This window comes from Eubacterium sp. MSJ-33 (assembly GCF_022174665.1).
Lineage (GTDB): Bacteria > Bacillota > Clostridia > Lachnospirales > Lachnospiraceae > Coprococcus_C.
Window position 1 is genome coordinate 2,288,459 of record NZ_CP076562.1, and the last position, 26,210, is coordinate 2,314,668.

At 42.9% G+C, this 26,210-nt stretch carries 29 protein-coding genes and 1 tRNA gene; 25 read left to right on the forward strand and 5 right to left on the reverse strand.

Features of this window, described 5'->3' with window-relative positions; all coding sequences use genetic code 11:
* The first annotated feature begins 19 nt into the window (after positions 1 to 19).
* From lepB to KP625_RS13585, 9 genes are all read left to right on the forward strand, one after another.
* Complete coding sequence (gene lepB / locus KP625_RS10710; protein ID WP_238297799.1) at positions 20 to 667, forward strand: signal peptidase I; 648 nt, start codon at positions 20 to 22, stop codon at positions 665 to 667.
* Positions 668 to 709: 42 nt separating this feature from the next.
* The gene (locus KP625_RS10715) at positions 710 to 1,102 is read left to right on the forward strand and encodes a hypothetical protein (protein WP_238297800.1); all 393 of its coding nucleotides are present in this window, start codon (positions 710 to 712) and stop codon (positions 1,100 to 1,102) included.
* A gap of 16 nt (positions 1,103 to 1,118) precedes the next feature.
* The gene (locus KP625_RS10720) at positions 1,119 to 1,862 is read left to right on the forward strand and encodes a metallophosphoesterase (RefSeq protein ID WP_238297801.1); all 744 of its coding nucleotides are present in this window, start codon (positions 1,119 to 1,121) and stop codon (positions 1,860 to 1,862) included.
* Between the two features lie 25 nt (positions 1,863 to 1,887).
* A complete protein-coding gene (locus KP625_RS10725) occupies positions 1,888 to 2,466 on the forward strand; it encodes a hypothetical protein (RefSeq protein ID WP_238297802.1) in 579 nt (192 codons plus the stop codon).
* Between the two features lie 83 nt (positions 2,467 to 2,549).
* Positions 2,550 to 3,323, forward strand: a complete 774-nt coding sequence (locus KP625_RS10730; protein ID WP_238297803.1) for a hypothetical protein — start codon at positions 2,550 to 2,552, stop codon at positions 3,321 to 3,323.
* Positions 3,324 to 3,409: 86 nt separating this feature from the next.
* Positions 3,410 to 4,600, forward strand: coding sequence for an AAA family ATPase (locus tag KP625_RS10735; protein ID WP_238297804.1), 1,191 nt, complete (start codon positions 3,410 to 3,412; stop codon positions 4,598 to 4,600).
* 18 nt (positions 4,601 to 4,618) lie between these two features.
* The gene (locus KP625_RS10740) at positions 4,619 to 4,870 is read left to right on the forward strand and encodes a hypothetical protein (RefSeq protein WP_177981078.1); all 252 of its coding nucleotides are present in this window, start codon (positions 4,619 to 4,621) and stop codon (positions 4,868 to 4,870) included.
* 236 nt (positions 4,871 to 5,106) lie between these two features.
* Positions 5,107 to 5,892, forward strand: a complete 786-nt coding sequence (locus KP625_RS10745) for a Uma2 family endonuclease (RefSeq protein ID WP_238297805.1) — start codon at positions 5,107 to 5,109, stop codon at positions 5,890 to 5,892.
* 123 nt (positions 5,893 to 6,015) lie between these two features.
* Complete coding sequence (locus tag KP625_RS13585; protein WP_255731571.1) at positions 6,016 to 6,144, forward strand: hypothetical protein; 129 nt, start codon at positions 6,016 to 6,018, stop codon at positions 6,142 to 6,144.
* 97 nt (positions 6,145 to 6,241) lie between these two features.
* Here KP625_RS13585 and KP625_RS10750 read toward each other — a convergent pair whose 3' ends face one another.
* From KP625_RS10750 to cas2, 4 genes are all read right to left on the reverse strand, one after another.
* The gene (locus KP625_RS10750) at positions 6,242 to 6,709 is read right to left on the reverse strand and encodes a hypothetical protein (RefSeq protein ID WP_238297808.1); all 468 of its coding nucleotides are present in this window, start codon (positions 6,707 to 6,709) and stop codon (positions 6,242 to 6,244) included.
* 55 nt (positions 6,710 to 6,764) lie between these two features.
* Positions 6,765 to 7,052 (reverse strand): RHS repeat-associated core domain-containing protein, encoded by a 288-nt coding sequence (locus tag KP625_RS10755; RefSeq protein ID WP_238297810.1) that lies wholly within the window; start codon positions 7,050 to 7,052, stop codon positions 6,765 to 6,767.
* 142 nt (positions 7,053 to 7,194) lie between these two features.
* Positions 7,195 to 7,827, reverse strand: coding sequence for a class I SAM-dependent methyltransferase (locus KP625_RS10760; protein ID WP_238297811.1), 633 nt, complete (start codon positions 7,825 to 7,827; stop codon positions 7,195 to 7,197).
* 243 nt (positions 7,828 to 8,070) lie between these two features.
* Positions 8,071 to 8,295: a CRISPR-associated endonuclease Cas2 gene (cas2, locus tag KP625_RS13690; protein ID WP_370641444.1), complete on the reverse strand. Its 225-nt coding sequence runs from the start codon at positions 8,293 to 8,295 to the stop codon at positions 8,071 to 8,073.
* A 55-nt stretch (positions 8,296 to 8,350) separates the two neighbouring features.
* Here cas2 and spoIIID point away from each other — a divergent pair, with 55 nt between their 5' ends.
* The 15 genes from spoIIID to KP625_RS10840 all read left to right on the forward strand — a co-directional run bounded on the left by spoIIID (position 8,351) and on the right by KP625_RS10840 (position 24,621).
* Positions 8,351 to 8,605: a sporulation transcriptional regulator SpoIIID gene (spoIIID, locus tag KP625_RS10765; protein WP_177969395.1), complete on the forward strand. Its 255-nt coding sequence runs from the start codon at positions 8,351 to 8,353 to the stop codon at positions 8,603 to 8,605.
* A gap of 89 nt (positions 8,606 to 8,694) precedes the next feature.
* Positions 8,695 to 9,471 (forward strand): PocR ligand-binding domain-containing protein, encoded by a 777-nt coding sequence (locus KP625_RS13630; protein ID WP_305000013.1) that lies wholly within the window; start codon positions 8,695 to 8,697, stop codon positions 9,469 to 9,471.
* A 164-nt stretch (positions 9,472 to 9,635) separates the two neighbouring features.
* A complete protein-coding gene (locus tag KP625_RS10780; protein WP_238297812.1) occupies positions 9,636 to 10,019 on the forward strand; it encodes a DUF3783 domain-containing protein in 384 nt (127 codons plus the stop codon).
* A complete protein-coding gene (locus KP625_RS10785; protein ID WP_238297813.1) occupies positions 10,016 to 11,083 on the forward strand; it encodes a metallophosphoesterase family protein in 1,068 nt (355 codons plus the stop codon). Before KP625_RS10780 ends, KP625_RS10785 begins: the two co-directional genes overlap by 4 nt.
* 2 nt (positions 11,084 to 11,085) lie before the next feature.
* A complete protein-coding gene (locus tag KP625_RS10790) occupies positions 11,086 to 12,771 on the forward strand; it encodes an ATP-binding protein (protein ID WP_238297814.1) in 1,686 nt (561 codons plus the stop codon).
* Between the two features lie 58 nt (positions 12,772 to 12,829).
* A tRNA-Thr gene (locus KP625_RS10795) sits at positions 12,830 to 12,902 on the forward strand.
* Positions 12,903 to 13,051: 149 nt separating this feature from the next.
* Complete coding sequence (locus tag KP625_RS10800; protein WP_238297815.1) at positions 13,052 to 14,449, forward strand: hypothetical protein; 1,398 nt, start codon at positions 13,052 to 13,054, stop codon at positions 14,447 to 14,449.
* Positions 14,442 to 15,104 (forward strand): DUF6320 domain-containing protein, encoded by a 663-nt coding sequence (locus KP625_RS10805; protein ID WP_238297816.1) that lies wholly within the window; start codon positions 14,442 to 14,444, stop codon positions 15,102 to 15,104. Before KP625_RS10800 ends, KP625_RS10805 begins: the two co-directional genes overlap by 8 nt.
* A 157-nt stretch (positions 15,105 to 15,261) precedes the next feature.
* Complete coding sequence (locus KP625_RS10810) at positions 15,262 to 16,185, forward strand: alpha/beta hydrolase (RefSeq protein ID WP_238297818.1); 924 nt, start codon at positions 15,262 to 15,264, stop codon at positions 16,183 to 16,185.
* A gap of 40 nt (positions 16,186 to 16,225) precedes the next feature.
* Entirely contained in the window at positions 16,226 to 17,125 is a 900-nt protein-coding gene (locus tag KP625_RS10815; RefSeq protein WP_238297820.1) for a nitrilase-related carbon-nitrogen hydrolase, read from the forward strand.
* A 118-nt stretch (positions 17,126 to 17,243) separates the two neighbouring features.
* Positions 17,244 to 17,942, forward strand: coding sequence for a response regulator transcription factor (locus KP625_RS10820; protein WP_238297822.1), 699 nt, complete (start codon positions 17,244 to 17,246; stop codon positions 17,940 to 17,942).
* A gap of 4 nt (positions 17,943 to 17,946) precedes the next feature.
* The gene (locus KP625_RS10825) at positions 17,947 to 20,295 is read left to right on the forward strand and encodes a sensor histidine kinase (RefSeq protein ID WP_238297824.1); all 2,349 of its coding nucleotides are present in this window, start codon (positions 17,947 to 17,949) and stop codon (positions 20,293 to 20,295) included.
* A gap of 66 nt (positions 20,296 to 20,361) precedes the next feature.
* Positions 20,362 to 22,134: a Na/Pi cotransporter family protein gene (locus tag KP625_RS10830; RefSeq protein ID WP_238297826.1), complete on the forward strand. Its 1,773-nt coding sequence runs from the start codon at positions 20,362 to 20,364 to the stop codon at positions 22,132 to 22,134.
* 257 nt (positions 22,135 to 22,391) lie between these two features.
* A complete protein-coding gene (locus KP625_RS10835) occupies positions 22,392 to 23,339 on the forward strand; it encodes an ABC transporter ATP-binding protein (protein WP_238297828.1) in 948 nt (315 codons plus the stop codon).
* 1 nt (position 23,340) lies between these two features.
* A complete protein-coding gene (locus KP625_RS10840; RefSeq protein WP_238297830.1) occupies positions 23,341 to 24,621 on the forward strand; it encodes an ABC transporter permease in 1,281 nt (426 codons plus the stop codon).
* 25 nt (positions 24,622 to 24,646) lie between these two features.
* Here KP625_RS10840 and KP625_RS10845 read toward each other — a convergent pair whose 3' ends face one another.
* A complete protein-coding gene (locus KP625_RS10845) occupies positions 24,647 to 25,375 on the reverse strand; it encodes an SDR family NAD(P)-dependent oxidoreductase (protein ID WP_238297832.1) in 729 nt (242 codons plus the stop codon).
* Between the two features lie 213 nt (positions 25,376 to 25,588).
* Here KP625_RS10845 and KP625_RS10850 point away from each other — a divergent pair, with 213 nt between their 5' ends.
* Positions 25,589 to 26,137, forward strand: a complete 549-nt coding sequence (locus tag KP625_RS10850) for a LytR C-terminal domain-containing protein (RefSeq protein WP_177969724.1) — start codon at positions 25,589 to 25,591, stop codon at positions 26,135 to 26,137.
* Positions 26,138 to 26,210: the final 73 nt, after the last annotated feature.

The following is a 26,210-nucleotide window of genomic DNA, read 5'->3' on the forward strand; positions in this document are numbered from 1 at the left end:
AGGTGAGGAAATGGAATCTATGTCAGAGGAACAAAAGGAACATGTGATAGGAGTAATCATGGGTGTGTTATTTGTGGTGCTGTATATAGTGCTGCTAATAGTGATTCTATATAATTCTAATTATATGTATAATTATAAATATTTTAGAACAAGCGGATATTCTATGAGACCTGCAATAGTATGCGGAGATAAAGTAGAGATTCGAAAACGCAAACTTCCAAAACGTGGAGATATAATCGCAATAAGATTTGGAAAAGAATATTTTATAAAACGATGTATCGCTCTACCAGGCGATACGGTCCAAATTAAGGATGGACAGGTAATCCTGAATGGAATTGTACAGGATGAGTCAGCGTATATTGAAGCTGTGCGTAATACAGAGAATTATGCAGGTAAATTAGAAATGCCCATAACGCTTCAAGAAGGTCAATATGTCGTTTTGGGCGACAATCGTAATGAAAGTAGTGATAGCCGGGATTTTGGATTGGTCAAGGCAGAAAATATCATTGGTACAGTGATTAAAATCGACCGTGGGCATTCGTGGTGGGACGGTGAAAAATTCTATGTGCAATACGTAAACACGATGCGGGAGATTTTGCCGCGGATACCAAAATGGAAAATAATGTTGGCTGGCTTGAAGATAGATTTGTGTGATTGGATTTACTGAATTTAATATTGTTCAAGCGGGAAAGTAGTTGGAGGTAATGCGATGAATATAAATATTAAAAAGAATTTTGTCCATATAGATGTAACATTTGAAGAAGGTGTATCGGTGTTGGACGGAATTACGGGTGAAGGAAAAACTTTCCTGATAAAATCAATTTATGAGTATTGTTTAAGTGTGGGGATTGATGTTTTATATATTTCATATGAAAATTCATTGGAGACAGATTTAATAAAATCCGCTTGCCGTAATAAAAAAATAATATTGTTTGACAATGCAGATCTCTATATGACGGATGAACTATTTCGATACTTGAAAAGCTTAAATGATAAGATTGTGATAGTTGCGATGAAACATTCATTTCTTTTTGATTCCTTTGATTGTAAAAGTTATAGGGTAGAATACAAAGGAAAGGATTTGCGGATAGAAAATTGGTAAAGAAAGGAAATACTGCATGGGAAGGATATTTATAACCGGAGACACACATGGTGAAAATGATATAGGAAAATTGAATACACGATTATTTCCGATACAAAAACAATTGACAAAGGACGATTATGTGATTATCGTAGGTGATTTCGGTGCTTGCTGGTATGGAGGAAGCGATATCGAGCAGACCAATCAGGGGTATGAAATTCCGCCTCGGCACAGAAGTTATGTTGGAAAAGATGATTATCTTTTAAATTGGTATGAGAAGAAGAATTTTACGACGCTATTTATCGATGGCAATCATGAAAATCACAAACTGTTAAATACGTTTGCTGTAGAACGTTGGCATGGCGGACTTGTCCATCGGATTCGCCCGTCGGTGATTCATCTTATGCGCGGACAGGTGTACGAGATTGCTGGAAGCACATTTTTTACGATGGGTGGCGCAAGTTCTGTTGATCGTATGCATCGATTGGAAGATGTTTCATGGTGGAGTGCAGAATTGCCAAGCAACGAAGAATATGAACAGGCATTGGATAATCTGGATCAATGTGGATGGAAGGTTGACTATGTGTTGACACATTGCTGTGGAAGTGATGTTTTGCGCCAGATGCGTACACATCATCCGCAAAGCGATAAGCTTACCCAGTTTTTGATGTCTTTGGAGGGACGGTTGGAATATAAGATGTGGTATTTTGGACATCATCATATAGACAGGCAGGTGGATAGAAACCATCGGGCATTATATGAAGATGTTGTTGAATTGTAATATGGAGAAGGTTGGAGGTAGAAAAATGAGTTTATTTGTCTGTAAAGATAATGATGCTGGAACTCTTTTTTTTGACAAAGAAAAACGTGTGCTCTGTTTTTCGTCATATCAGAATATTCAGGATGAATTTTGTAGCAGCTTAGAATCTAATGTATGCTACCAGTCTGAAGAAATAATGTTTTTTGATTTTCCATCTGTGAAGGAATTTTTAAGTGATAATGGAATTGAGTATAAGGGGGGATATTTGTTAGAATGTGATGAGTGGATACCAAAAGTGCAGTTTGTCACGCATCTGCATTTTATTTTGCAAATGAGTTGTATACTGCTTTACTCTTATGACTCTTATGCTGCTTATAATCACGACTATGACAAAAATTATACGGTTGTGGGTGTTTTGTTTGAACCTAGTTTGTTCGAATTAAAATACATACTACCGGTATTGAAGAAGATGGATATTTATGTAGTTGTAAATTGTGGGTTGTCTGGTACAGATTTTTGGCTGATGGATGCTGTCGAGGCGGGGATAGAGGTATTCGTATATGGGGTATCGGTAAGTGGAAAGAATCGTAAGGAATTGATGGATTATCTGGATAAGAATGGATAATAAAGAAGGGAAATGCTGTTGATCGTATGCATCGATTGGAAGATGTTGTTGAATTGTAATATGGAAAAAGGAGAAAATACAAAATGATAAAAAAACCGGAAAGCCGGCACATGTATAAAATTACATTAAATGATTATAATCGTTGTCCTATTGCGGAAGGATCTGCACTCTTTTTTACAGAAGATATAGAGGAATTCCAGAAACGATGGTTTACATTGGAACCGGATGAAGACAAAAAAAGCAGATTTTTGCGATCGAAGAATGGAGAATGTGTAACAGATTCTTTTTGCTCTGACGCAAGTCTTAATATTGTACAGCAGGGTACTTCAAGGATATATGAGGAACAGAAATTTGTATTACATGATAAAGAAATGAACGTACAAAATTTTTTTGGCTGTACAAGTGTTTTTTATTCTAAAAAGCTGGAGATTACATTTCGATGGATCTGTTTTCAAGGGGAATATTATCGCATTGCAAAGTATCTTGCAGCAGGCATATGTGAAATAGATGATGGTTTGTATCGTACGGTAGAATGCAACGGAAATCGCGTGCTTGAAAATAACATCCCATTCAAAACAAAATATAGATTTACCTATGCAGACTTGCGAAGGCAGGGACTACTGGATAACTATACGGACGAAGAATTGGATGACGTAAAAAAATTTCTGGATCCCCGGTATACGACACCGGAAGAAGCAACACTGAATGCCTTTCGGGATAATAGTGTGCAGTCAATCTGCTATGTTACAAATAAGTATTTTGGAACCGAAGAGGATCTGATGGCAGATAGTTCGCAATTCGAGGTTACGGATGAAGTAATAGATCGGCTTTTGTGCGATATTGTAGGGGATGCTTGAAAATAAGTAAATCCACAGGCTGATGAGCTTGTGGCTATTTGCAGAGCACTTGATATGTAGGATTGACAGGGAGTGAAGAAAGTAATATGTCAGATATATTACCGGAATTTACAACAAAAAGATTTATTTATAACGCGTTGGAGAAGAATGCATTAAATAAACCAGGTTGTTATTGTGTAATTGGTGCTAAAAAGATTGGAAAGACTGTGCTATTAAAACAGTTAAGACAACACAACGAAACGAATACAGTGTATATTGATGCAAGTACATTAGGGTATGAAACAAATTTTAAAGATTTATATAAATCTTTAGAAGAAAAGGGTATAAAAAATATTCTCATAGATGATATAAATAAGTTAAATGAGGATTTAATTGCTGATTTTAACTCAGATACTATTTCTTATGCAAATAAGATTTGCTTTATATTATCTGGAAGTATTTGTGCTTCTGTACGAAAATTTTGCAGAGATATTTGTATGGGAGGCTGGGAATACGAGTTGCCGCCAATCATGTATATTGAAAGATTGTGTTGGAAAAAAGGTTTAAATAAAGTTAGTGCAGAAGCGGTAAAAAAACTTTCAAGCTACGATTTATATCTTTCATACTTAAAGATGCAGAACACGGTTAGCGATAAGCAAGGCTTAGATAATATCACTGATATTGTGGCAGATACATTAGAGTCCTACTTGAGGTGTACTGCTTTAGGAGACAGTCAAATAGATATGTCAGTCATAGATATTTACGAGATAATAAAGTATTTTTCCATGTGTCAGTATGTACATCAGGTTGGTAATGATGAAAAAGCAAATTTTGATTCTATTCCGGGATTACCGAAAAATATTCGGGAGAGTCTGGAATATGCATACGATAAGGAAAAAAAGAGGTGGGAACTATCCGGGATAGAAAAAGATTATGTGTTATGTTTATTATATGGAAGTTGTCTTGTGAAGGGAATATGGCAGCAGAAAGGTTTGAATCTGCAATTGGATTGTAATTGCGTAAATGCCTTTGTTTTTGAATATCCATGGTTGAGCAGTTTATTCTTGTCTACAAGAGTGAATAACACAAGATCATTGATTGCTATGTGGATAGAGAATTCTGTATTGGCACATGAGTCTTATATATATCCTTATTCTGATAAGTATAAGGATATAGGCAGTCACGAAATTGATAAGGTAATTGCAAGTATGGAATTAGAATATATGGATTTGGTAGAGAAAGAAGAACTGGAGTCTTGCTTGAGTGTTGATCAGCTTATAGAGAAATACTTTGGATAATATAATAAGGAGGTATCTATGACACATAGGGAATTAAAATTAGAAGAGTTACAGGTAGGAATGACCGTACCAACTACTTGTTTAAACAGTATAGTAGGTGTTCCAATAACAATTAAAGCTTCTACAATAGATTATTCAGATCCTTTTTTAAGGGGACAAATAGTAAGTATTGGTGAAGAAGGAATAGAAAATATAGATGATGACGATTGTATGTATATATACAATTCAAGGGATATGTCAGATTTTGATGGAGAAATGGGAGATTTATAACAGTTTATTTAGGAGTAGATTAGGGATATATATGAGTTTAACAGAAGAAGATCTTGAACGGATATTTGCGGAGGAATCGGGGGAGGAATAAATATCGGACCATTTATGATATGTGGTTTAAATGTATAAAAAAACATCCCCACAAACGGACGAAACGGTTGACTCTAGGGTAAAATACGGGTATAATATGCATAAAGGAACTGGTAACGGAAATACATTCCAAAGGAGCGATGCATATGACGATTGAAGAGATGAAAGAAAAGAAGCGGGAACATGGATACACGTACAACATGATGTCGCAGATGTCGGGGGTTCCGCTTGGAACCGTGCAGAAGATTTTTACGGGCGAGACGAAATCACCGCGCTATGATACGCTTGAGGCATTGGCACGTATATTCGAAAACAGTGACCGGGATTACCTGTATGCGGATATGGTTGAGGATTCCGGTACGGCGTATGCGGCGAAGGTACAGGGGCAGTATACGCTGGATGATTATTATGCGTTACCGGAAGACCGCAGGGTAGAGTTGATTGATGGTTGTATCTATGATATGGCGGCACCGTCTACGATACATCAGTTGATTGCGGGAGAGGTTTATCGTCAGGTGTCGAATTTTATTCTGGAGCATGATGGACCGTGTGTGCCGTTTATCTCTCCGGTTGACGTACAGCTTGACTGCGATGACAAGACGATGCTGCAGCCGGATGTCGTTATTTTGTGTGACATTGACCGGATAAAGGTGCGCTGCATCTATGGTGCGCCGGATTTTGTGCTGGAAGTAATCTCGAAATCCACCCGGCTTCGCGACTATGGAAAGAAGCTTTCCAAATACATGGATGCCGGTGTGAAGGAATACTGGATTGTGGACCCATACCAGAAGCGCATTATGGTGTATGAGTTCAACAAAGAAATCTTCCCTGTGATTTATGAAATTGATGCGGATATCCCGGTCGGTCTGTATGATGGCAGGTTAACGATCAATTTGGCGGCGTTAATAAAGAAGATTGAGAAACTGTTGTAATGAAAAAGTAGTAGTTATTCGAATAGAGGTTAAAGATTCTGTGTAATAACATGCAACAAAATATCCTGTTGGAAGCGATGACAAAGCTTGAGGCAAATGTTTACTATTCAGTATGGAATAAATATGTACGGATTACGTATCTGTTATTTCAGAATCCGGAAAAATGCCGGTATGAACGAGTATATATCGAAACCACTCGATATCGGAAAAGTGAAGGCGACAATCGCCAGATATGTGGAGCGGAAGGGATAATAGAGTAAGAAAGTACGTAAGTGAAATCATAATACAAAGGTCTGGATGCTTATTGGTTGAACGATACACTATTTTTGGAGGGGGGTTCAACTATACTTTATCTTGGATATATAGTATCTAATACTTCTTCCTGTGTGCATAACCTTATTAATGTTATTTTATCATATCCCTTATTTTCACTACTTGAAAACAAAATGCTCACATACAAATTATTATCAATTTCGTAATATTGATATATTATTCCCGAACCAAACTGACCGTTAGGCTCACCTATTTCTTCAAGAATTTGTTCATATGTACTTGTATTATTCAATTTATAAAAATATTCGAGATTTATATCCCTATCAACATACTTATACGATGCAAGAATCCCCGCCACTCTTATTGAATTTCCTGTTTTTTCCCCTTTTGTCTCATTTGCAATAATCTCTGTCTCAGATTTTATACTATTATTTCCTTTCACAATATTTTCCTTCTTCTTTCCAACTTGATAACCCAAACTAAATATACTAATTAACATAATAATACAAAATACACTAATTAAATATTTCTGATAATTTTTCATTCAAAACAACTCCCATCTTGTCTAGTAATGTAATATTCTCCAACCACTTTATATCCTAAAATATCTGCTGCAATTGTATAGTCAGTAATCGTATCTCCATATATGGATTAACAACGAGTGTTATTCTTTTGCCTCCAGTCATTTCTTCTTCATATTCATCGAAATTTATCCCCACAACATTCATATCCACATGCTCCATCGGCTGATTCCAGCAGTAATTATAGCGGTTTAATGTATCCGGTACAGAGGTAAATCCCGGTATTTTGTCCTCGCTGACAAACCTTCCCACTCCGGCATCATACCGTCTAGCCTGTGCAAAATATAATCCTCCTGCAGCCTCCATCTGATAGCCCGTATATCCGAATGGTTGTATCTGCTTTTCCGGACGATTCTCAAGGTTGAACGATACACTATTTTTGGAGTGGTGTTCAACTAATTATTTTATAAATTGATAATTTTTATTTTGCACCCGATTTCACAGCGACTTAATCAATTGATTTTTTTGCAACCAAAACACATTCCGAAAGTGGTTTGCCTTTTATCAATGCCGCTCCAACAACCTGAAAGCCTTCGCTACCGACATATTCTTTCAGTTCTTCGCTTTGCCATTTATGATAGGTTTTAAACCCGGCTTTTTCCATAAGCCATATCGGCAATTTGGGATAGCCCCTTTCATAAACAAAGGTAGGAGCAAACAAAATTCCGTCTTTTTTCAAAACTCTGTGAATTTCTTTTAATGCTTTCTCCGGTTGTGGCATAATATGTAAAGCATTTGCAATCACGACAACATTAAATTTTTCATCTTCATAAGTCAAATTCGTTGCATCCTGCATACAAAATCGGAGCTGTTCACATTTGTGTTCGCCTTGATTGCGTTTTTCAGCTTCTTTTATCATATTTTCCGAGTAATCTGTTGCTTCCCACGAGCCGGATTTTCCTGCCATTAAAAAGGTAATCTGTCCCGTTCCGCAAGCCAATTCCAAGACAGACTTCTCGCTGTCTATATACTGTTCTGACAGTTTGCAGATTTGCCCATAAGCAGTATCGTTTTTTGACATAAATGCAGTATATATTCTTGCCATTCTTTCCCAAAAGCCTTTGTTTGTGTTATCTGTCATAGAATTGTCCTCCGTTTCCCTGATTACTTTTCGCAAAGCGGACTCATATTACTCTAATCCATGTTCCTCATTTTCTTTTTGTTGCAGATAAAACATCGCTTTCTGCGTTTCAATCTCTGCTTTGTTGCATATCCTCATCAACTTTTAAGTTGAACGATACACTATTTTTGGAGTGGTGTTCAACCATTATATCTAGTAGCGACAAACCATCATATACACAATATGTAGTCATTTGTTCCTTGCTTATATTAAATTATAACATAATATGACAGTTACTACTAACTGTTTTTCCTTGATAATCAGTTTCGCGGACACCATATAAATATTTTGATATTGTTTTTCGGTAAGGCGTAGAAGCCTGACGGTTCCTGTTTTAGGTGCGAATTGTTCAATACGCCGGTAGTGTTTTTCTGAGGCTTTTCGGTTTGTAACAATACGCATAAAAACTTCAGGAGCAATCGGTATCATATTACCGTAACCATCTTCATACACTGTACAAACAGTCAAACAGAGGTTTGTATAGTTGAGAGATTACATTGAAGAACGGGCACTTGAAATCGGTGAATATATCATTGAGGAGGGGGCAACGGTCAGACAGGCTGCGCGGAAGTTCGGTATTTCGAAGTCAACCGTACATAAAGATGTCACAGAACGCCTAGAGCAGATCAACCTGCGTCTTGCACACGAGGCAAGGAAGGTGTTAGATGTTAACAAGTCCGAGCGCCATATCCGGGGAGGACTTGCGACGAAAGAAAAATATGCACACATGGAACGTTGATTGAGATTGTAAAAAACCACCAAAAATGATATACTGATTTGTATAATATTACAAGATGGCGAAGCCATGAGAGAAGGGGTGGTAAATATATGATCCGTATTGAAGATTTCTGTGACATGAAGAAATTTGAAGACATCATGAAAAACTGGGCAACAAGTACCGGGCTTGCAACCGTGGCTGTCGGGGCCGACGGAAAGTACATCAGTGAGTGTTACAACTTTACAGAGTTTTGTATTGACCTGACTCGTGGAAGTGCAGAAGGACGCAGACGCTGCGAGAAGTGTGACCGGGAAGGAAAGGGCGTATATTCCTGCCATGCAGGACTGGTGGATTTCGGAATACCGATTACGCTGGATGACGGAACGGTGCTGGGAAGTGTGATTGGCGGACAGGTGCTGCCGGAACATCCGGATGACGATGCATTCCGGAAGACGGCGGGAGAACTTGGTATCGATGCAGAGGCCTATGTCCGGGCATTGCACAAGGTGAATGTTAAGACAAGGGAAGAAATTGAGGCAGCAGCAACCTTGCTTGGCGATGTAATCAATATGTTTGTACGTGCATCTTATACTTCCGCGGTGAATAAGCGTTTGCTGGATAAATTGCAGACGGGCATTCAGGAGTGCGTAGAATATATTGACGATGCAAGCGAGAAGACACGGAAGATCGAGGACTTTAGCGGCCGTCAGAGAATCCTTGCTTTAAATGCCGCGATAGAAGCGGCACGTGCAGGGGAAGCCGGACGTGGATTTACGGTTGTTGCATCTGAAGTGCAGAAACTGGCGGATGGCATGGGGCAGGCAAGCTCGCAGATTGTGGATTCTCTGAGAAGATTATCGAAGAATATTCATGAATTAAGTGAGTAAAGGAAATTGGATTGCTTATGATTGAATGAAAGGACTGTACACAAAAATAGTGGACAGTCCTTTGTTTTGTGAAACTACCGTGAATTTCTGGAAAAGCTTGATTTCAATGTACCGATGCGATAAAATAATCAGAAGTATGTAATGTGGGAATGGAGGCGGATGTGATGCCAACGATACTCTTATATAGTGTTCCGGCGGAACAGCATAGACAGTTAGAGGCACTTGGCCTGCGTCTGGGATATTCCTGCAAGAAGATTGCGCGGAAACGCTTTTTACAGCCGGTCGGCTGTCATGCCGGATTACCGGGATTTGAACAGACCGGAGACTGGTATGAAGGGAAAGATCTGCCGGATCCGATGATAATATTTTCAGAATTTTCGGATGGGTTGTTGAATCGGTTTCTGGCGGCATGTAAGGAAGATGGTATGCCACAGATTGTGTATCGGGCAGTTGTGACAGAACATAACATTCATTGGAATGTGCTGGACTTATATCAGGAATTGGCGCAGGAGCATGAGAGCTTGCATGGAGGCAAGGTGACACTATGAAATTCATACATATAGCAGATGTCAATCTGGGTGCACAGCCAGATCGTGGAAGAATCTGGAGTGATGTGCGGGCGAAGGAGATTTACAGTACCTTTCATCGTCTGATTGATGTATGCGAAGAACAGAAAATTGATTTACTGTTGATTGCGGGAAATCTGTTTTATACGAAGCCTACGGAACAAGATTTGAAGGATCTGGATTTTCAGCTTCGGAGAATTCCGAATACAAAGACGATTATTATTGCCGGAGATCAGGACTATATAGATCCCGGTTCTGCATGGGAGACATATACGTTTGAAAGTAATGCTATTGTGATGCCGCGTGATCAGGCTGCAAGTGTTTATTTTGAAGATTTGAATGTCTGCGTCAGTGGATATAGTTACGGACATGCGACTTATACAGGACGAATTCTGGAACGTATGCGTCCGGGCAGAGCAGATGCGTACAATATTCTGCTCGGACATGGTGGCGATATGGAACATATGCCGTTTTCCAAGGAACATGTGGCAAAACTTGGATTTCAGTATGTGGCGCTTGGACATATGCATAAGCCGGCACATATTCTAAAGAATCATATGGCGTTTGCAGGAACGTTAGAACCGCTCTCTTATACGGAAACGGGAAAACATGGCTATATTTTAGGAGAGGTGACAACCGCCGGTGAGACAACGATTACATTTGTTCCGTTTGCATGTCGAAAATATGTGAATATGGCGATGGATCTCAATTCAACCTATACGAATGGGGATATCTGTAATCTTGTAGAAAGCAAGATGCAGGAGCTGGGAGCAGACAATATTTATCGAATCCTGCTCCGCGGCCGTGTGGCACAGAATATGGAGATAAATCTGAGCGAGCTGACACGGCGCTATTGTATCAATGAAGTAATAGATAAGACAGAATGTGATTACGATATGGAAGAACTGTATGTGACGAATCACGATAATCTGCTCGGCAGGCTGATGGACGAGTTGTCGGATAGCAAGAAAGACGGAGATAAGACAATTCGCAATAAGGCAATGCACTATTGTATGGAAGCTCTGCTTGGCGCAGGAGATAAATAACAATGCATTTTAGTAAACTTTTATTAAAGGATTTTGGAAAATTTCATAATCGGGAGATCAATCTGAACTCTGGTGTCAATGTTATATATGGCGCCAGAAATGCGGGTAAAAGTACGGTTGCGGATTTTGAATATGCAATGTTGTATGGAATAGGTTCATTTCCGGAGACGGAAAATGAGGATCTGGCATGGCATAAGCCTGTGGATGGACGGGAATTTTCCGGTAAAGCGTATATAATCAAAGATGGCGACGAATATCTGGTGGAGCGCAGCTTCCGTAAGCATAATATGACAACGCAGGTATTAAATGTGAAGAATGGACGTGTTGGCAGGCTTAAGCATAAAAACAGCCTGTATGAATCACTGACAGACATGGACAAAAAGACATTTAGCGATGCTCTGTATATTCGTCAATCGAAAGCCAGCGAAGATGAAGCTGAGGCACTGAATACATTTGTCACGAATCTGGCTACAACTGGGTCTGCTGATCTGGATAAAAGACGAGCACTTGCAATCCTGCGTGAGCAGAAGAACTCGTTGGATGTAACGGAGCCAGAACAGCAGATTGCGGAATTGAAAGAAGAATTAAAACAGTACGATGGTGATGTGGAAGCGTTGCAGAATGTGCGGAAGGCGATTGCCGATAATGATGAAGCGTTTGCAATCGAGACAGCGAAGCGGAAGCGCGAAGCCAGACGATTGATTGATACAGAAAAGGGCGTGAAGTACGAGGAAGACGATGAACTGAATGAACACTTGGATTCCCTGCAGGAAAACAGTATATTTCTGGACGCAGATTTATTGAAGGATTATAAGGTGCCGAAGAAGCTTACAGATCGCTGGTGGATGATTGCTTTGACCGGATTGCTGGTTATAGCTGTGATTGCGGCGCTTGTGTATATTCTTCCGTTTGATGCCGGTGTTCGGCAGCTCTTTGTAGTATGTACGGCGTTGTTTGTTGTGATGACAATCGTGGATGGCCTGCACCGGAAAGGTGTGTTGGATGGTGAAAATCAGGCACCGTCAGAGGAAGAATTTAAGCGAATTGTTTATGAACTGGAACGGAAAAATGAGGCATATGAGGATGTCGAGATTGACATGAGTTTTGCCCGGAAATATATGGATTTGAAAGAAGATCTGCGGGCAGAAGAGACAGAACTTTTGGAGCGGAAGAAACAGAAGGAGCAATTAGAGGCAGAGATTCGTGTATCAGAGAGCAGAAAACAGGCAATCGAGCGTGAGATCTATGCGACTACGCTTGCAATCAACACGATTCAGGAGATATCGAGAGGGTATGTGGATAAATGGAATTACATTATCAATGATCACATGGCGGATATCATGCGGCGTGTGACAGGCGGTTTGTATGACGATGCAAAAATTAATGAGAAGTTTCGGTTGATGGTTCGGAGAAACGGTGTATTTACAGATATTACGCAGATTACGGCAGAAGATTTCCCACTTGTGCGGTTGGCGGTGCGTGTTGGCATTGCAGCAAGAATGTGCCGTGAAAATATGCCTCTTATAATTGATGGATTGCCACGGATGAATGATGCACAGATGCAGGGATTTTTTGCGAGTTTAGAGGAAATATCATCCGAGCAGATATTGGTTCTGACAGATGATAAACAGTTGGTGTCAAAATTAAAAGATACAAAGTCAACTTATGCTTTGACAAATCTGGGCTAGTGTGGTAGAGTATCACATGCAGCTATGGTTTCTATGTGAATAGAAGCGTGGTTGTCATGCTACTGTGGCTCAGCTGGTAGAGCGATTCACTCGTAATGAATAGGTCGTCGGTTCGAATCCGATCAGTAGCTTGGAGATATGCGGGTTGACGATATGTCAGCCCGCTTTTTTTCTTAGTATGATTTTGTGAGCGAAAATATATGGAAGTGTATAGAGTTATGTAGAGCATAAATACAAAATAATGCATGCAGGTAAATGATGAATTTGGGGCTTGAATAAAATGAGTAAGGAAAAACAGAAATCAACAAATAAAAATACAGAACAGAAAATGCAGGCGAAGGTAGAAGCAAAGACGGAAAAGAAGCAGATATCTTTAAAAACAAAAACCGTAAAAAGACAGCCCAAACGAATCCGTGAAGCGAGGTTTGACAAGCTGGATAATACTGCGAATCTCTTCCCGGTGATTGCCAGCCGCAAATCAAGTAATGTGTATCGGATTGCGGCAACACTGACGGAAGAAATCCAGCCGGAAAAACTGCAGCAGGCGCTTGACATGGTGCTCCCGTATTTTGATGTTATGCATGTGCGTATGAAGACCGGTGCATTTTGGTATTATTTTGAGGACAACCCGAACCCTGCACCGCGTGTGATGCAGGAGGACATGTGCCCTTGCCAGTATATTAATCCGTTGTTGAACCGGGAATATCTGTTCCGTGTGTTATATTATGAACGAAGGATCAGTCTGGAAGTCTTTCATGCTCTGACAGATGGAAATGGTGCGCTGATGTTCTTGAAGGAACTTGTGTATCAGTATCTGCGGCTGGTGCATCCGGAGATTGGAAATAGTGACCGGATGGAACTGCATGAGGAGACGACCGTCGACCGTGAGGACAGCTATCTGAAGCATTATAAGCGCCCGGCGAAGAAAAGCTACAAGACGGAGAAGGCACTTGTGATCCGTGGAGAGATGTTCCCGCGCGAATATTTCGGAATCATGCACGGTTATCTGCATCTGCCGGACGTCAAGCGAGTGGCGAAGCAGTATGGAGTGACAGTCAATCAGTATCTGCTTGGTGTATTTGCGTGGTCGGTGTATAAAGGATATATGCATAGTATTCCGCATCGGCGTCCGCTTGCGGTATGTGTGCCGGTGAATCTGCGGCCGTATTATGGGTCTGCTACAACGAAGAATTTTTTCGCGGTCGTGTCGGCGATGTTCCGTGCAGAGCGGGAAGATTATACATTTGAAGAGGTGCTGGCACAGGTGGCAGAGAGCCTGAAAAGCCAGATTACGAAGGAACATCTCGAAGAAATCATGGCTTACAATGTGTCAAATGAAAAGAACAAGGCATTGCGTGCAACACCGCTCTTTATCAAGAATATCGCGATGAAGATCATCTATCAGATGTCTGCGAAGGCGAACTCCGGCTGTGTGACGAACCTTGGTTTAGTGAAACTGGCAAGTCCGTACGACACGTATGTGGAGTCGTTGTATGCAATCTTGTCCATGTCGAAGAATCAGAATCTGAAGGCGGCAGTTGTGTCATATAAGGATACGTTGGTGTTCACGTTCAGTTCGGCAGTACGGGAAGTGGATGCGCAGAAGGAATTCTTCCGCAAGCTTGCAGAAGATGGAATTGATGTCTCTGTTGAGACGAATGGAGTATATTATGAGTAAATGTAATCGCTGTAATATAAAAGTGAAGGATGACAGCTTGATCTGCCCGCTTTGCAAGGGCGCGTTATCGGAGACAGAACATGTACAGCCGGTCTATCCGGACATGTTTCCGAAGCAACAGCGGATGCGCCTGGCAATCCGCATCGTGACGTTCTGTGTGGTTGTCGGTGTGATCGTGCTTGGTATTGTAAATTATATGACCTATCATGGTGTTCGCTGGTCACTGGTAAGCCTTGCAGGAATTGCGTATCTGTATTTTACATTTACGTTTACCGCACAGCCGCTTGCGGATGAGCAGCAGAAAATCATATTTCAGGGTGTAATCAGTGCGGTACTTGTGCTTGCGGTCGATTTTTCTCTTGGCTATGAAGGCTGGTCGGTCAATATTGGAATTCCGGTTGTCGTGATTGTGACGAATATTACAATCTTCGTATTCATGATGGTGCGTCGCCGTGACTGGCGCAGCTATATTATGCCGCAGCTCGAACTGACCCTGCTTGCAGCCGTCGAGTTACTGTTAGTCAGTCTGGAGGTTGTCACGTGGAAGCTTTTGACACTGGTTGCGGTATTCACCGTACTCGTCCAGCTCTTCGGAATCTTCGTGATCGGTGGGCGAAGCACAACACTTGAACTAAACCGCCGTTTCCGTGTGTAGTTTCGTTATAGAAGAATAAAAGAAGGCAAGCGGATGGCTGACTTGTCATGTCAGTACAAACTCATCCATCCGTACATTTTATATAATTGTGTGCAACTGCTGGAAGGCGCAGGAATGTTTCACAATTGCAAAAAAGACTATCAAAAGAGAGGTATGTATGAAGGAGAACGACAAGACAAGTCACCGCGCAGAACTGATGCGGGATATCGTAGCCATGGTCAACCAGAACCCGGTTTTAAAGCAGGCATGGCAGAGAAAAAAGGAAAAATCTATTCAGAACACAGAATTTGAATACCCGGAGCACCTTTCCGTAGAACATATCGACATGGGACTGTTCAAGATGGAATATCTGACATGGAACGGCTCAGGGAATCCATATGTGATAATGCAGCTTCACGGAGGTGGGTATATGTCCGGCCTGCAGGGACAGTACCGGAAGATGGCAGGGCTTTATGCCGAGATCAGCAGTGGCGCAGCAGTGCTTTCCGTTGATTACCGGCTTGCACCGGAACATCCGTTTCCGGCGGCATTAGAAGATGCAGTTGCTGCATATAAATGGCTTCGTGATAAAGGCTATGAATCAGAACGGATTATCATCGCGGGTGATTCCGCAGGCGGTGGTCTGGCAATGGCGCTCTGTATGGAACTGCGCACAAACGGGGAACCGATGCCGGCGGGATTGGTGGCAATGTCGCCGTGGACGGATCTGGCAATCACCGGGGAATCCTACACGAAGAATCGGGAGATAGATCCGGTCTTTGGCGCAGACGGCGGTGGAGAGATGCTGCTACACAGCCCGTATATCGGGGAAAATGATGCGAAGAATCCTTTGATTTCCCCAATGTACGGAAACTTTACCGGATTTCCACCGATGCTGATTCAGGTCGGTACACACGAGATGCTGTATGATGATGCGGTATCGGTTGCGAAGAAGGCAAAGGAACAAGGCGTTCCGGTACGATTCACAGTATATGAAGGTATGTTTCATGTGTTTCAGATGAGCGGTACAGTGATACCGGAGTCAAAGCGCGCCTGGGAAGAGGTCGGCGCGTTCATGCATAAAGTGATGGGACAGTGGTAGACAGCCTATAGCGCTGGTATGGATGAAGCGGAAAATCAGGATGCCTCAGATATGGCATCGGCAGTTCACCGGAGGTAGAGAACGTATGCGGATTGCACTGGCACAAACGAATATCCTATGGGAAGATAAACAGGCGAATCTTGTTCGGGTGGAGGAATTTGTGGTAGCCGCGGATGCGGAAATCATATTGTTCCCGGAGATGAGTCTGACGGGATTCTCGATGCATACCGATGTGACAGCAGAAAACAGCGGATCACCGGAAGTGGTGCAATCCTGTATGCAGACGGGAAGTACTCAAACTATGGTTGAATTCCCACAAACCGGCTGGACGATTGAACAGGTAGCGGCACTTGCAAGGCGGCATCACAAGATAATCGGCATCGGCTGGGTGAAAAAGACCGAACCTCTCTGCGAGAACCATTATTCGATCGTGACACCGGATGGAAAAATTGCAATGGACTATGCCAAGATCCATCCGTTTTCCTATGGGGAAGAACATGCACATTTCCGGGGCGGAGAGAAGCTTTGCACCGGATGGCTCGGAGAATTTCAGGCAGGACTTGCCATCTGCTATGATCTGCGGTTCCCGGAACAGTTTCGGGCGATGGTGCCGGAGGCTGAGATTTTTATCGTGCCTGCGAACTGGCCTGCTGCACGTGCGTTACATTGGAAGACACTTCTTGCTGCACGTGCCATCGAGAATCAGTGCTATGTGGCAGGTGTGAACTGCTGCGGCGATATGGATGGGCAATATTATTCCGGTGATTCGGGGGTATATGCTCCGGATGGAAGTCTGCTTGTGCCGATGAAAGAAATCCGGCTTGCAGATGCTTCCTGCAAGGAGGAAAAACTGCTCGTATACGATATACAAAACGATGTGGCAAAGACACGGAATGCATTTCCTGTGCTGCAGGATCGAAAAGAAATAAAACGTTCTTAATAAAATCTTAAATATATAAAATCTAGTATCTTAAAATTCATTTTGCGATAATACAGGTATCATAGCAACAGGGGTACCTGTATGGTCGGAGATTACCGATTGGAAAGAGGAGAGACATATGTATAACATTTTGGTCTGTGATGATGAGAAGGATATCGTGGAGGCACTTGGTATTTACCTGTCTGCAGAAGGGTATCGGGTGACGAAAGCGTACAACGGACAGGAGGCATGTGAGAAGCTGAAAACTGAGGATGTGCAGCTTGTGCTGATGGACATCATGATGCCGGTGATGGATGGTATCACGGCGATGAACGAGATCCGTAAGACTTCCAATGTTCCGGTCATCCTGCTCACAGCGAAAAGTGAGGATACAGACAAGATTCTTGGTCTTTCCGTCGGTGCGGACGACTATATTACCAAACCATTTAACCCGGTTGTTATGATCGCAAGAGTAAAAGCACAGCTACGCCGTTACATGATGCTTGGCGGAAATGTCCCGAAGGAACCGACGGCAGATACGCTCGAGATCGGCGGAGTGTGTCTGGATGACAGGGCGAAGAAGGTTATGATTGATGGAGAACCTGTGAATCTGACGAAGACAGAATATGCAATCTTAAAATTCCTGATGGAACATCCGAATACAGTCTATGCACCGAAGGATATTTACCGTGCAGTCTGGGAGGATGCTCCGTTTGGACAGGAGGGCACCGTTGCGGTACATATTCGCCACTTGCGTGAGAAAATTGAGGCAGATCCTTCAGAACCACGCTACATCAAGGTAGTCTGGGGACAAGGGTATATGTTTGGGAAGGAATGATAAAATGGACAAATTAAAGAAAAGTGCAGTGGCAAAGGTGGTTGCTGCAATCCTGCTTTCGGTATCAATTCTTGCAACCGTAGTTTCCGGTGTCGTCGTGTCAATGGCATTTTCCTATGGTACAACCCGCAGGGTACAGGGAGAAGCCATTTACGACGAGTTTCTGGGCCGGATGGTAGATGATTCCGCAAGCCGGGCAAGGGATTATTATCAGGCATATCTGCAAAGTGAAGCAGAGGGACAGGAGAATCACACAGTCTGGTATTATAAAGATTATTTTGCAGAGGAAAACAGTAACTTCTTCTTCAAGATCGTGCCGGAGGATACAAAGAAATATCCAACACTTGAAAACTATGAATCGAAGGATTATCAGTTCCATGAAGTGTTGTCACAGCAGACACAACTGATTGAAGGATCAACCAGCTTCAGCTATAAATTATCTCTGCCGGATATTATTAAGTTCTGGAAAGAAAATTATGTACCGGATGAGTACAGCTATGACGACAGGGCTGCATATGAGGAAGATGCGGATGTTTTTTCTTCGGAATTACAGGTCCCAAGTACGATACAGGATATGTATTGGGATTGGAGCACTATTTCATTTGACGATCTTGGTATTAGTTATGACGATGACAGTTCGAATCCATATATTTATTTGGTGAATACGGATTTTGTTTATTATCTTTCCAATGATGAAGGATACACAAAAGCATTGGAGAGCGCGATTAAGAAATTAGGAGATGGCGATATCCAATACATGGACATTTCGTATAGAAACGATGGAACAGTCACACAGGAACTTGAGATTTCTACACCGATTTCCTATACGATGTATGCGTATGTGAAATCAAACATGACAGCCAGAGATCTCTATGCGAATTCCATCGTGCTTCGCTATTGCAAGCCAATTGTGAATATGGCACCTTATGTACTTGCGATTTCGCTGATTATGATTCTTGTTATGGGAGGATTTCTGATTGCGGCGTCCGGACACAGGAAAGGACAGGAGACAATTACCTGCAATGCATTTGATCGGATACCATATGATGTATTTCTGGGAGCTGCAATTGTACTTGTTGTCAGTGTAAGTAATTTGTTTCTGTATTATAGCTATTCCACACGGGATGAAATCTTCCTTGCATCTATCTGTACGGCAGTTGTGGCTTTCCTGATTCCACCGTTTTTGATGACGACAGCGACACGACTGAAGGCTTCCGGCTGGGCAATGTTTGCAAACACATTGATCTGGCGGCTTTGTAAACTGCTTGTGCAGCTTGTGAAATGGTCGTTTGGCAAGCTTTGGGATTTATTCCGTTTCCTTGGAAGATATTTTAACCTCTATTGGAAATGGATTGGTGGATTGGCAGGAATCGCACTGCTCCGGTTTATTCTCGTGGCTGCGAGTGGTTCTATCGGACTAGCAATCGTGCTGGATCTGGTATGTGCGGTTTTGCTTGCTGTATTTCTGGTCCGCGTGATCGTGCAGATGTATCGGCTGAAGGATGGCGCGAAGAAGATTGCGGACGGCGAGACCGATTATAAGATTGACACGGCACATATGCTGCCGGAATTTGCGGCACATGGCGAGACATTAAACTGTATTCAGGACAGCGTGCGCGTGGCAGTAGCAGAGCGGATGAAGAGCGAGCGGATGAAGACGGAGCTTATCACGAACGTTTCCCATGATATCAAGACACCGCTTACGTCTATTATCAATTACGTGGATATCCTCTCCAAGGAGGGCGATTTAAGTGACAAGGAAGCAGAATATCTGGCGGTGCTGCAACGGCAGTCTGCAAGGCTCAAGAAGCTGATTGAGGACCTGATTGAAGCAAGCAAGGCATCTACGGGGAATCTGGAAGTGCATATGGAACCGACCGACGTGGAAATGCTCTTAGAACAGGCACTCGGAGAATTCGAAGAGCGGCTTGCGGCATGTAAGCTGCAACCGGTAGTGACGAATCATCTGACGAAGAAATATGGTGAACAGGCAGACAATCACGTGATGGCAGATGGCAGACATCTGTGGCGTGTGTTCGACAATTTGATCGGAAATATCATCAAGTACGCCCAGCCAAACAGCCGGGTATACATTGATATTGATGAGGCAGAACAGGGAGAAATTACAGTGACCTTCAAGAACATCTCGAAGGAAGCACTGAACATCTCCGGCGATGAGTTAAAGGAACGGTTTGTGCGTGGTGACCGTTCAAGAAATACAGAGGGCAATGGACTCGGACTATCCATTGCGCAGAGCCTGATGGAATTACAGAACGGTAAAGTGGAAATAATGATTGACGGAGACCTCTTTAAGGTTGTATTATTGTTAAAGACCGGAAACTGTAAAAAATAGGTGAAATTTGGGTAAAATTCTGCAGACCGGCTTATAAAATGTCAATAAAGAGAATAGGAGAAAAAGATGGATATTTTTGACGTTCTATCCATGGTTGGTGGTCTCGCATTGTTTCTGTACGGTATGCATATAATGGGAGATGCATTAGCGAAGATGTCAGGTGGTAAGCTGGAAAAGGTTCTCGAACGCCTTACCTCCAATAAGTGGTCTGCTGTATTGCTTGGCGCAGGTGTGACGGCAGTCATTCAGTCATCCGGTGCAACGACGGTTATGGTCGTTGGTTTTGTTAATTCCGGTATCATGAAGCTCAATCAGGCAGTTGGTATTATCATGGGTGCGAATATCGGTACAACGGCAACATCGTGGTTGCTGTCGCTTTCTGGTATTGACGGAGGAAGCTTCTTTCTTCAGATGCTGAAGCCGACCTCTTTTACGCCGATTCTGGCTGTGATTGGAGCAATTTTAGTTGTATTTTGTAAGAGTGAGAAGAAACATAACATCGGAACGATCTTACTTGGTTTTGCGATTCTGATGTATGGTATGACCGCAATGAGTTCGGCAGTGGAACCACTCAAGGATGTTCCACAGTTCACACAGATTCTGACGAAATTTGAGAATCCGCTTCTCGGAGTTATTGCAGGTTTTGTATTGACGACAATCATGCAGTCTTCCTCTGTGTCCGTAGGTATTTTGCAGGCACTTTGTTCCACGGGTGCAGTCTCCTATGCACTTGCCCTCCCTATCATTATGGGACAGAATATCGGCAGCTGTACGACTGCGATGATTTCAAGTGTGGGAGCAAGTAAGGACGCAAAACGTGCGGCAGCGGTTCATTTTTACTTTAATGTAATCGGAACGGTTGTATTCATGTTAGTATTTTATATCTCCAATGCATTTATACATTATGCATTCTTGCCGCAGGCAGCAAATGAGGTAGGAATTGCAACGATCCATTCGATCTTTAATATTGCTGCAACGATTGTGCTGCTTCCGCTTTCCGGATTCCTGGAGTTCCTTGCTGTCAAGACCATCAAGGATGACGACGAGGAAGAGGACGAGCTTAGCAAGCATGACAAGGTACTGCAGCTTCTGGATCCTGTATTCTTAGAGAGACCGGGATTTGCGATTATGCAGTGTCAGAAGGTAGCTTCTGAGATGGCAGAGCTCTCTATGAAATCCGTTGACCGTGCAGTCGGATTACTTACCGTATACGATGAGGAAATAGCGGAACGGATCCGCAAGGAAGAAGATACTGTCGACAAATACGAGGATCAGCTTGGCACGTATCTGCTCCGGCTCTCTACGAAAGATCTTTCGAAGGAAGATGGACACCGTCTGTCACTGATGCTTCATTCGCTGGGAGATATTGAGCGTATCTCGGATCTGGCTGTGAATATACTGTTGGCAGTGGAACAGATGCATAAGAAAGAACTGATCTTCTCAAAGAAGGCGATGGATGAGCTTGCTGTCTACAGCAAGGCGCTGAAAGATATCCTGATGATGACAGTTGATGCATTTGAGCAAAATGACCGTTATAAGGCGGCACTTGTACAGCCTTTGGAAGAGTTGATGGACGATATGAACAAAGAACTCAAGAAACGTCATGTCAAGCGTCTTCGTAAAGGCAAATGTACGATTGAGCTTGGACTTAGTCTGTCAGATATCTCGGATACGTATGAGCGTATCTCCGATCACTGCTCGAATATTGCTACCTGTGTGATCCAGGTGGAGGATGACGAACTTGATGCACATGAGCACCGCAAAGAAGTGAAGGCGCAGGATGCAAAGTGGTACGATGAACAGTACCGGGCATATGAACAGAAGTATGCACTGCCATAACAGTTGATAATAATATAAAGAATATGCACGGATGTGCATGTAGGTCATCATGCTGATACATGGTGACGGATAATAACATGTCTTCGATAGACCTGTATTTTATTTGCAGACAGATAAAATGCAGGGACAGATAGTTGTAAATGACAATTAATTCTGCTATATTGGGGACATGTTATTTTTATACAGATTTTCGAATTTGTATAATACGCGGTAAGCGGCAATAACAAAATCGGTAGACAGGAAAGAAGGAAGAGGTTATGAAGCTCGAATTAAAAGATATAAGAAAAAGCTTCGGGGAAAAAGAAATCCTGCACGGGGTCAGCTTCGCGGTGGAGAGCGGACGGGCGCTCGGACTGCTTGGTCGAAATGGTGCAGGTAAGACGACAACGATTCGGATTATCATGGATGTATTCCATGCGAATTCCGGCGAGATTATGCTTGATGGAGCAATATTTCACCCGACAGCAAGCCAGGTTGGATATCTGCCGGAGGAACGGGGACTTTACCCAAAGAAAAAAGTACGTGACCAGATGGTGTATCTGGCTATGCTTAGGGGCATGAATAAGAAACAGGCGAATGAGAGCACTGTGAAATGGCTGGATCGTCTTCATGTATCGGAATATATTGACCGGAATTTAGAGACATTATCGAAAGGAAACCAGCAGAAGGTGCAGCTTGCGGCAACTCTGGTCGGTGAGCCACAACTGGTAATATTAGACGAGCCGTTTTCCGGGTTAGATCCCGTCAATGCACAGGTGTTGAAGGATGTCATCCGGGAATTGATCCGTGAAGGCCGCATCGTTATTTTCTCCAGTCATCAGATGAGCTATGTGGAAGAATTCTGCGAGGATATCGCGATTATCAATCATGGCGACGTCGTATTAGCCGGACATCTTGATGATATCAAGGATATGTACGGATGTGGCAGAAAGACGATATCAGCGGACAATTACAGCCCGCAGGAGCTGGCTGATATCTGTAGGGAGAAGCTGTCTTCTTATGCAGCTGTTGAGCGCGTGACTAAAAAGTACGTGGTGCTTGAACTGAAACCGCAGTCCGATATGTGGCAGATCCTTGATATTTGCAAACAGGCAGGAGTTGAAATTCACCAATTTGGAGCCTATGAGCCATCCTTGAATGATATCTTTATCTCTTGTGTCGGAGATGAGGAACCGGACACAGAAGCAGCAAAGGAGGCGGTATAGCATGAAGCAGTTTTTTACGATATTAAAGTTTGAGCTGGACAACTATTTTAAGAGCAAGTCATATGTGATATCCACAATCCTGATTGCTGTTTTAGCGGCAGGCATCATGTTTGTTCCGCGTGTCAAGGATGCAATTACGGGAGATAAGAAGGATTCTACCGTTCAGGACAGCGCTTCTCGGGAGGAGACGGATTCTTCCGCAGAGGCGGATGCAGAGCATACATACGGGGTCTACGATCCGGAAGGAATATTGGATATCGATTCAGATGGTTCGGTATGGTATTCTGTGGCTGAAGGGATGAAGATGACCCGCTTTGACAGTGAGGATGCATTGAAAAAGGCAGTCAGAGACGAAAAAGCGGCTGCCGGATTTGCGGTTCATTCGTTGTCGGATTATAATTACTATGTATATAACAAGAGTATGGATAATTCCGATGCGGCCGTCTTTGACAGCTATCTGGGGATGCTTGTCAAGCTGGATTATTGCGAGAAACATGACCTGGATCTGAATGAATTCATGGAGGCATCCTATAAGGAGATTACACATGATGAGTATGTGCTTGGTAAGGACAGTACACAGAATTTCTGGTATTGCTATGTGCTTGTAATCCTGATATTTATGCTCATCATCATGTATGGCATGAGTATTGCGTCTTCTGTTACAAATGAGAAGAGCAACCGCTCGATTGAGATTCTGGTTACCAGCACCGATTCAACGGCGCTGCTGTTCGGCAAGGTGTTTGCAGGTGCCGTGGCAACGGTATTTCAGGTGGGAATCATTGCGGTCTGTCTGCTTGGTTCGTACCAGTACAATAAAGACTTCTGGGGCATTGACCTTGGGATGTTCTTGGATATCCCGGCCAATGTGTTGGCTGTATTTGCAGTATTCGGTATTGGCGGATTCCTATTTTATGCGTTCCTATATGGTGCGCTTGGGGCACTGGTGTCAAAGATTGAGGATTTGAATAAGTCCGCCGGATCAGCACAGATGATTATCATGATCGTGTATTTTGTTGTGCTGCTTCAGCTTGACAAGGTAGATGGTGTACCGATGAAAGTCTGTTCCTTCCTGCCGTTTAGTTCTTACAGTGCCATGTTTGCGCGTGTAGCGATGGGACATGTACAGACATGGGAGATCATCGTATCTGCGGTGATTCTGTATATTTCCGTTGCACTTATGGGTGTGATCGGCGGTAAGATCTTCCGGAGTTCGACATTGCGTTACGGAAATCCGATCAAGCTTACAACAGCAATCAAAAACCTGCGCAAGAAGGATTCATAATGAATTCAGAAAAGAAAAATGGTGGCTAGATCCAGCCACCATCGAATTTCAATATTTCGCCGGTCATATAATCCGGCATTGCTAAAATATGAGAGATACAGGCGGCGGCTTCTTCGGGAACCGCCATTTTTTCTGCAGGAATCTCTGCGCACAGTGCCTTCTTCTCAGCGGCAGACAGATGTCCGTTCATAGTAGTATCCACCGCACCGAAAGCAATTGCGTTGACTGCGATATGACTTGGAGCGAGTTCCTTCGCAAGCGCCATCGTCAGGCTGTTGATGGCACCCTTTGTCGCTGAATAAGCAACCTCACAGGAGGCACCGACCAGTCCCCAGACCGAGGAGATATTCAGGATACGTCCATGCTGGTTTCGCACCATATCTGGAATCACAGCATGGCAGGTGTTGTAGACGGAAGTTACATTGATGCGCAGGATGCGGTCGAATTCTTCCGGCGTCATGTCCTGGAAAAGCCCGACAAGCGAGATACCTGCATTGTTGATGAGTGTATCGACCGGATGTCCGGAGGCTGCAAGTGACTGGACGCAATCTTCGACAAATGCGAAGTCAGACACGTCTCCGGTAAACGGGAAGCATTTACAATTGGTTGTTGAATGAATCCTGTCTGCAACATTGTCTAAAGTGCCATCCGTGTTTCGGCTCACAATTGCGATACAGTCATATTCTTTTGCTAATTGATAAGCGGTAGTTTCGCCGATCCCGCGGGAAGCTCCGGTAATAAGTGCTGTTTTCATAGGATTAAACCCTCCTTGCTTTAGGTGGCACATTTACGGTAAGACGCAAATGATTCACAAAAAATCCACACTATGATTATGCTATAAATGGTTGAAAAAAACAACAATATTTGCTATACTTGGAAAATGTATTGAAAAATGAACGGAATTATACAAGACTGAAACGAATTAATCGAGGATGGACGATGTATACAGCGTAGATAGGAGATAATTATGAGTGGTAGAAAACAGCAGACGGCAGCAGGATTGTTCTTTTCCATGTTACTGAGGGCAGCCGTTATTATATTAGGTATTGCAATCGTGGCGTTTGGTGCATTTTTTGTGTTGCAGGCGGTAAAGGGAAACACAGCAAAGGATACACCGGCGACAACACTGGATCAGAATGCGTTGACAGATTCACAGGTGGATGAGTTACAGATTACACCATCAACGGAAGCACAGACATCTGAAGAAACGGCGGCAGAGATACCGGCTACAGATAAGAAGATTCTTGTTTTGAACAGTACAGAAATAGCCGGACTTGCCGGACGTTGGTGTGACACTTTGAACGCCAATGGTTATACAGATACCAATGCATCGGATTATACAGAAGCGTTGGCAGATACAAAGATTGTTGCGCGGGAAGACGGCGTAGGAAAAGAACTCGTGCAGTATTTTGCAAATGCCAGCTATGAGGTTGGAACGGTGACAAGTAATGTCACAGAGTCAACCGATGAATATGATGTGGTAATCATTATCGGCGCTTCTGATAGTGAGCATTGACAACAGAATAGAAAAGAATAAAAATAAACGACAGACTCCATACTAAAGACAGGTATGGAGTCTTTTTTTTGGA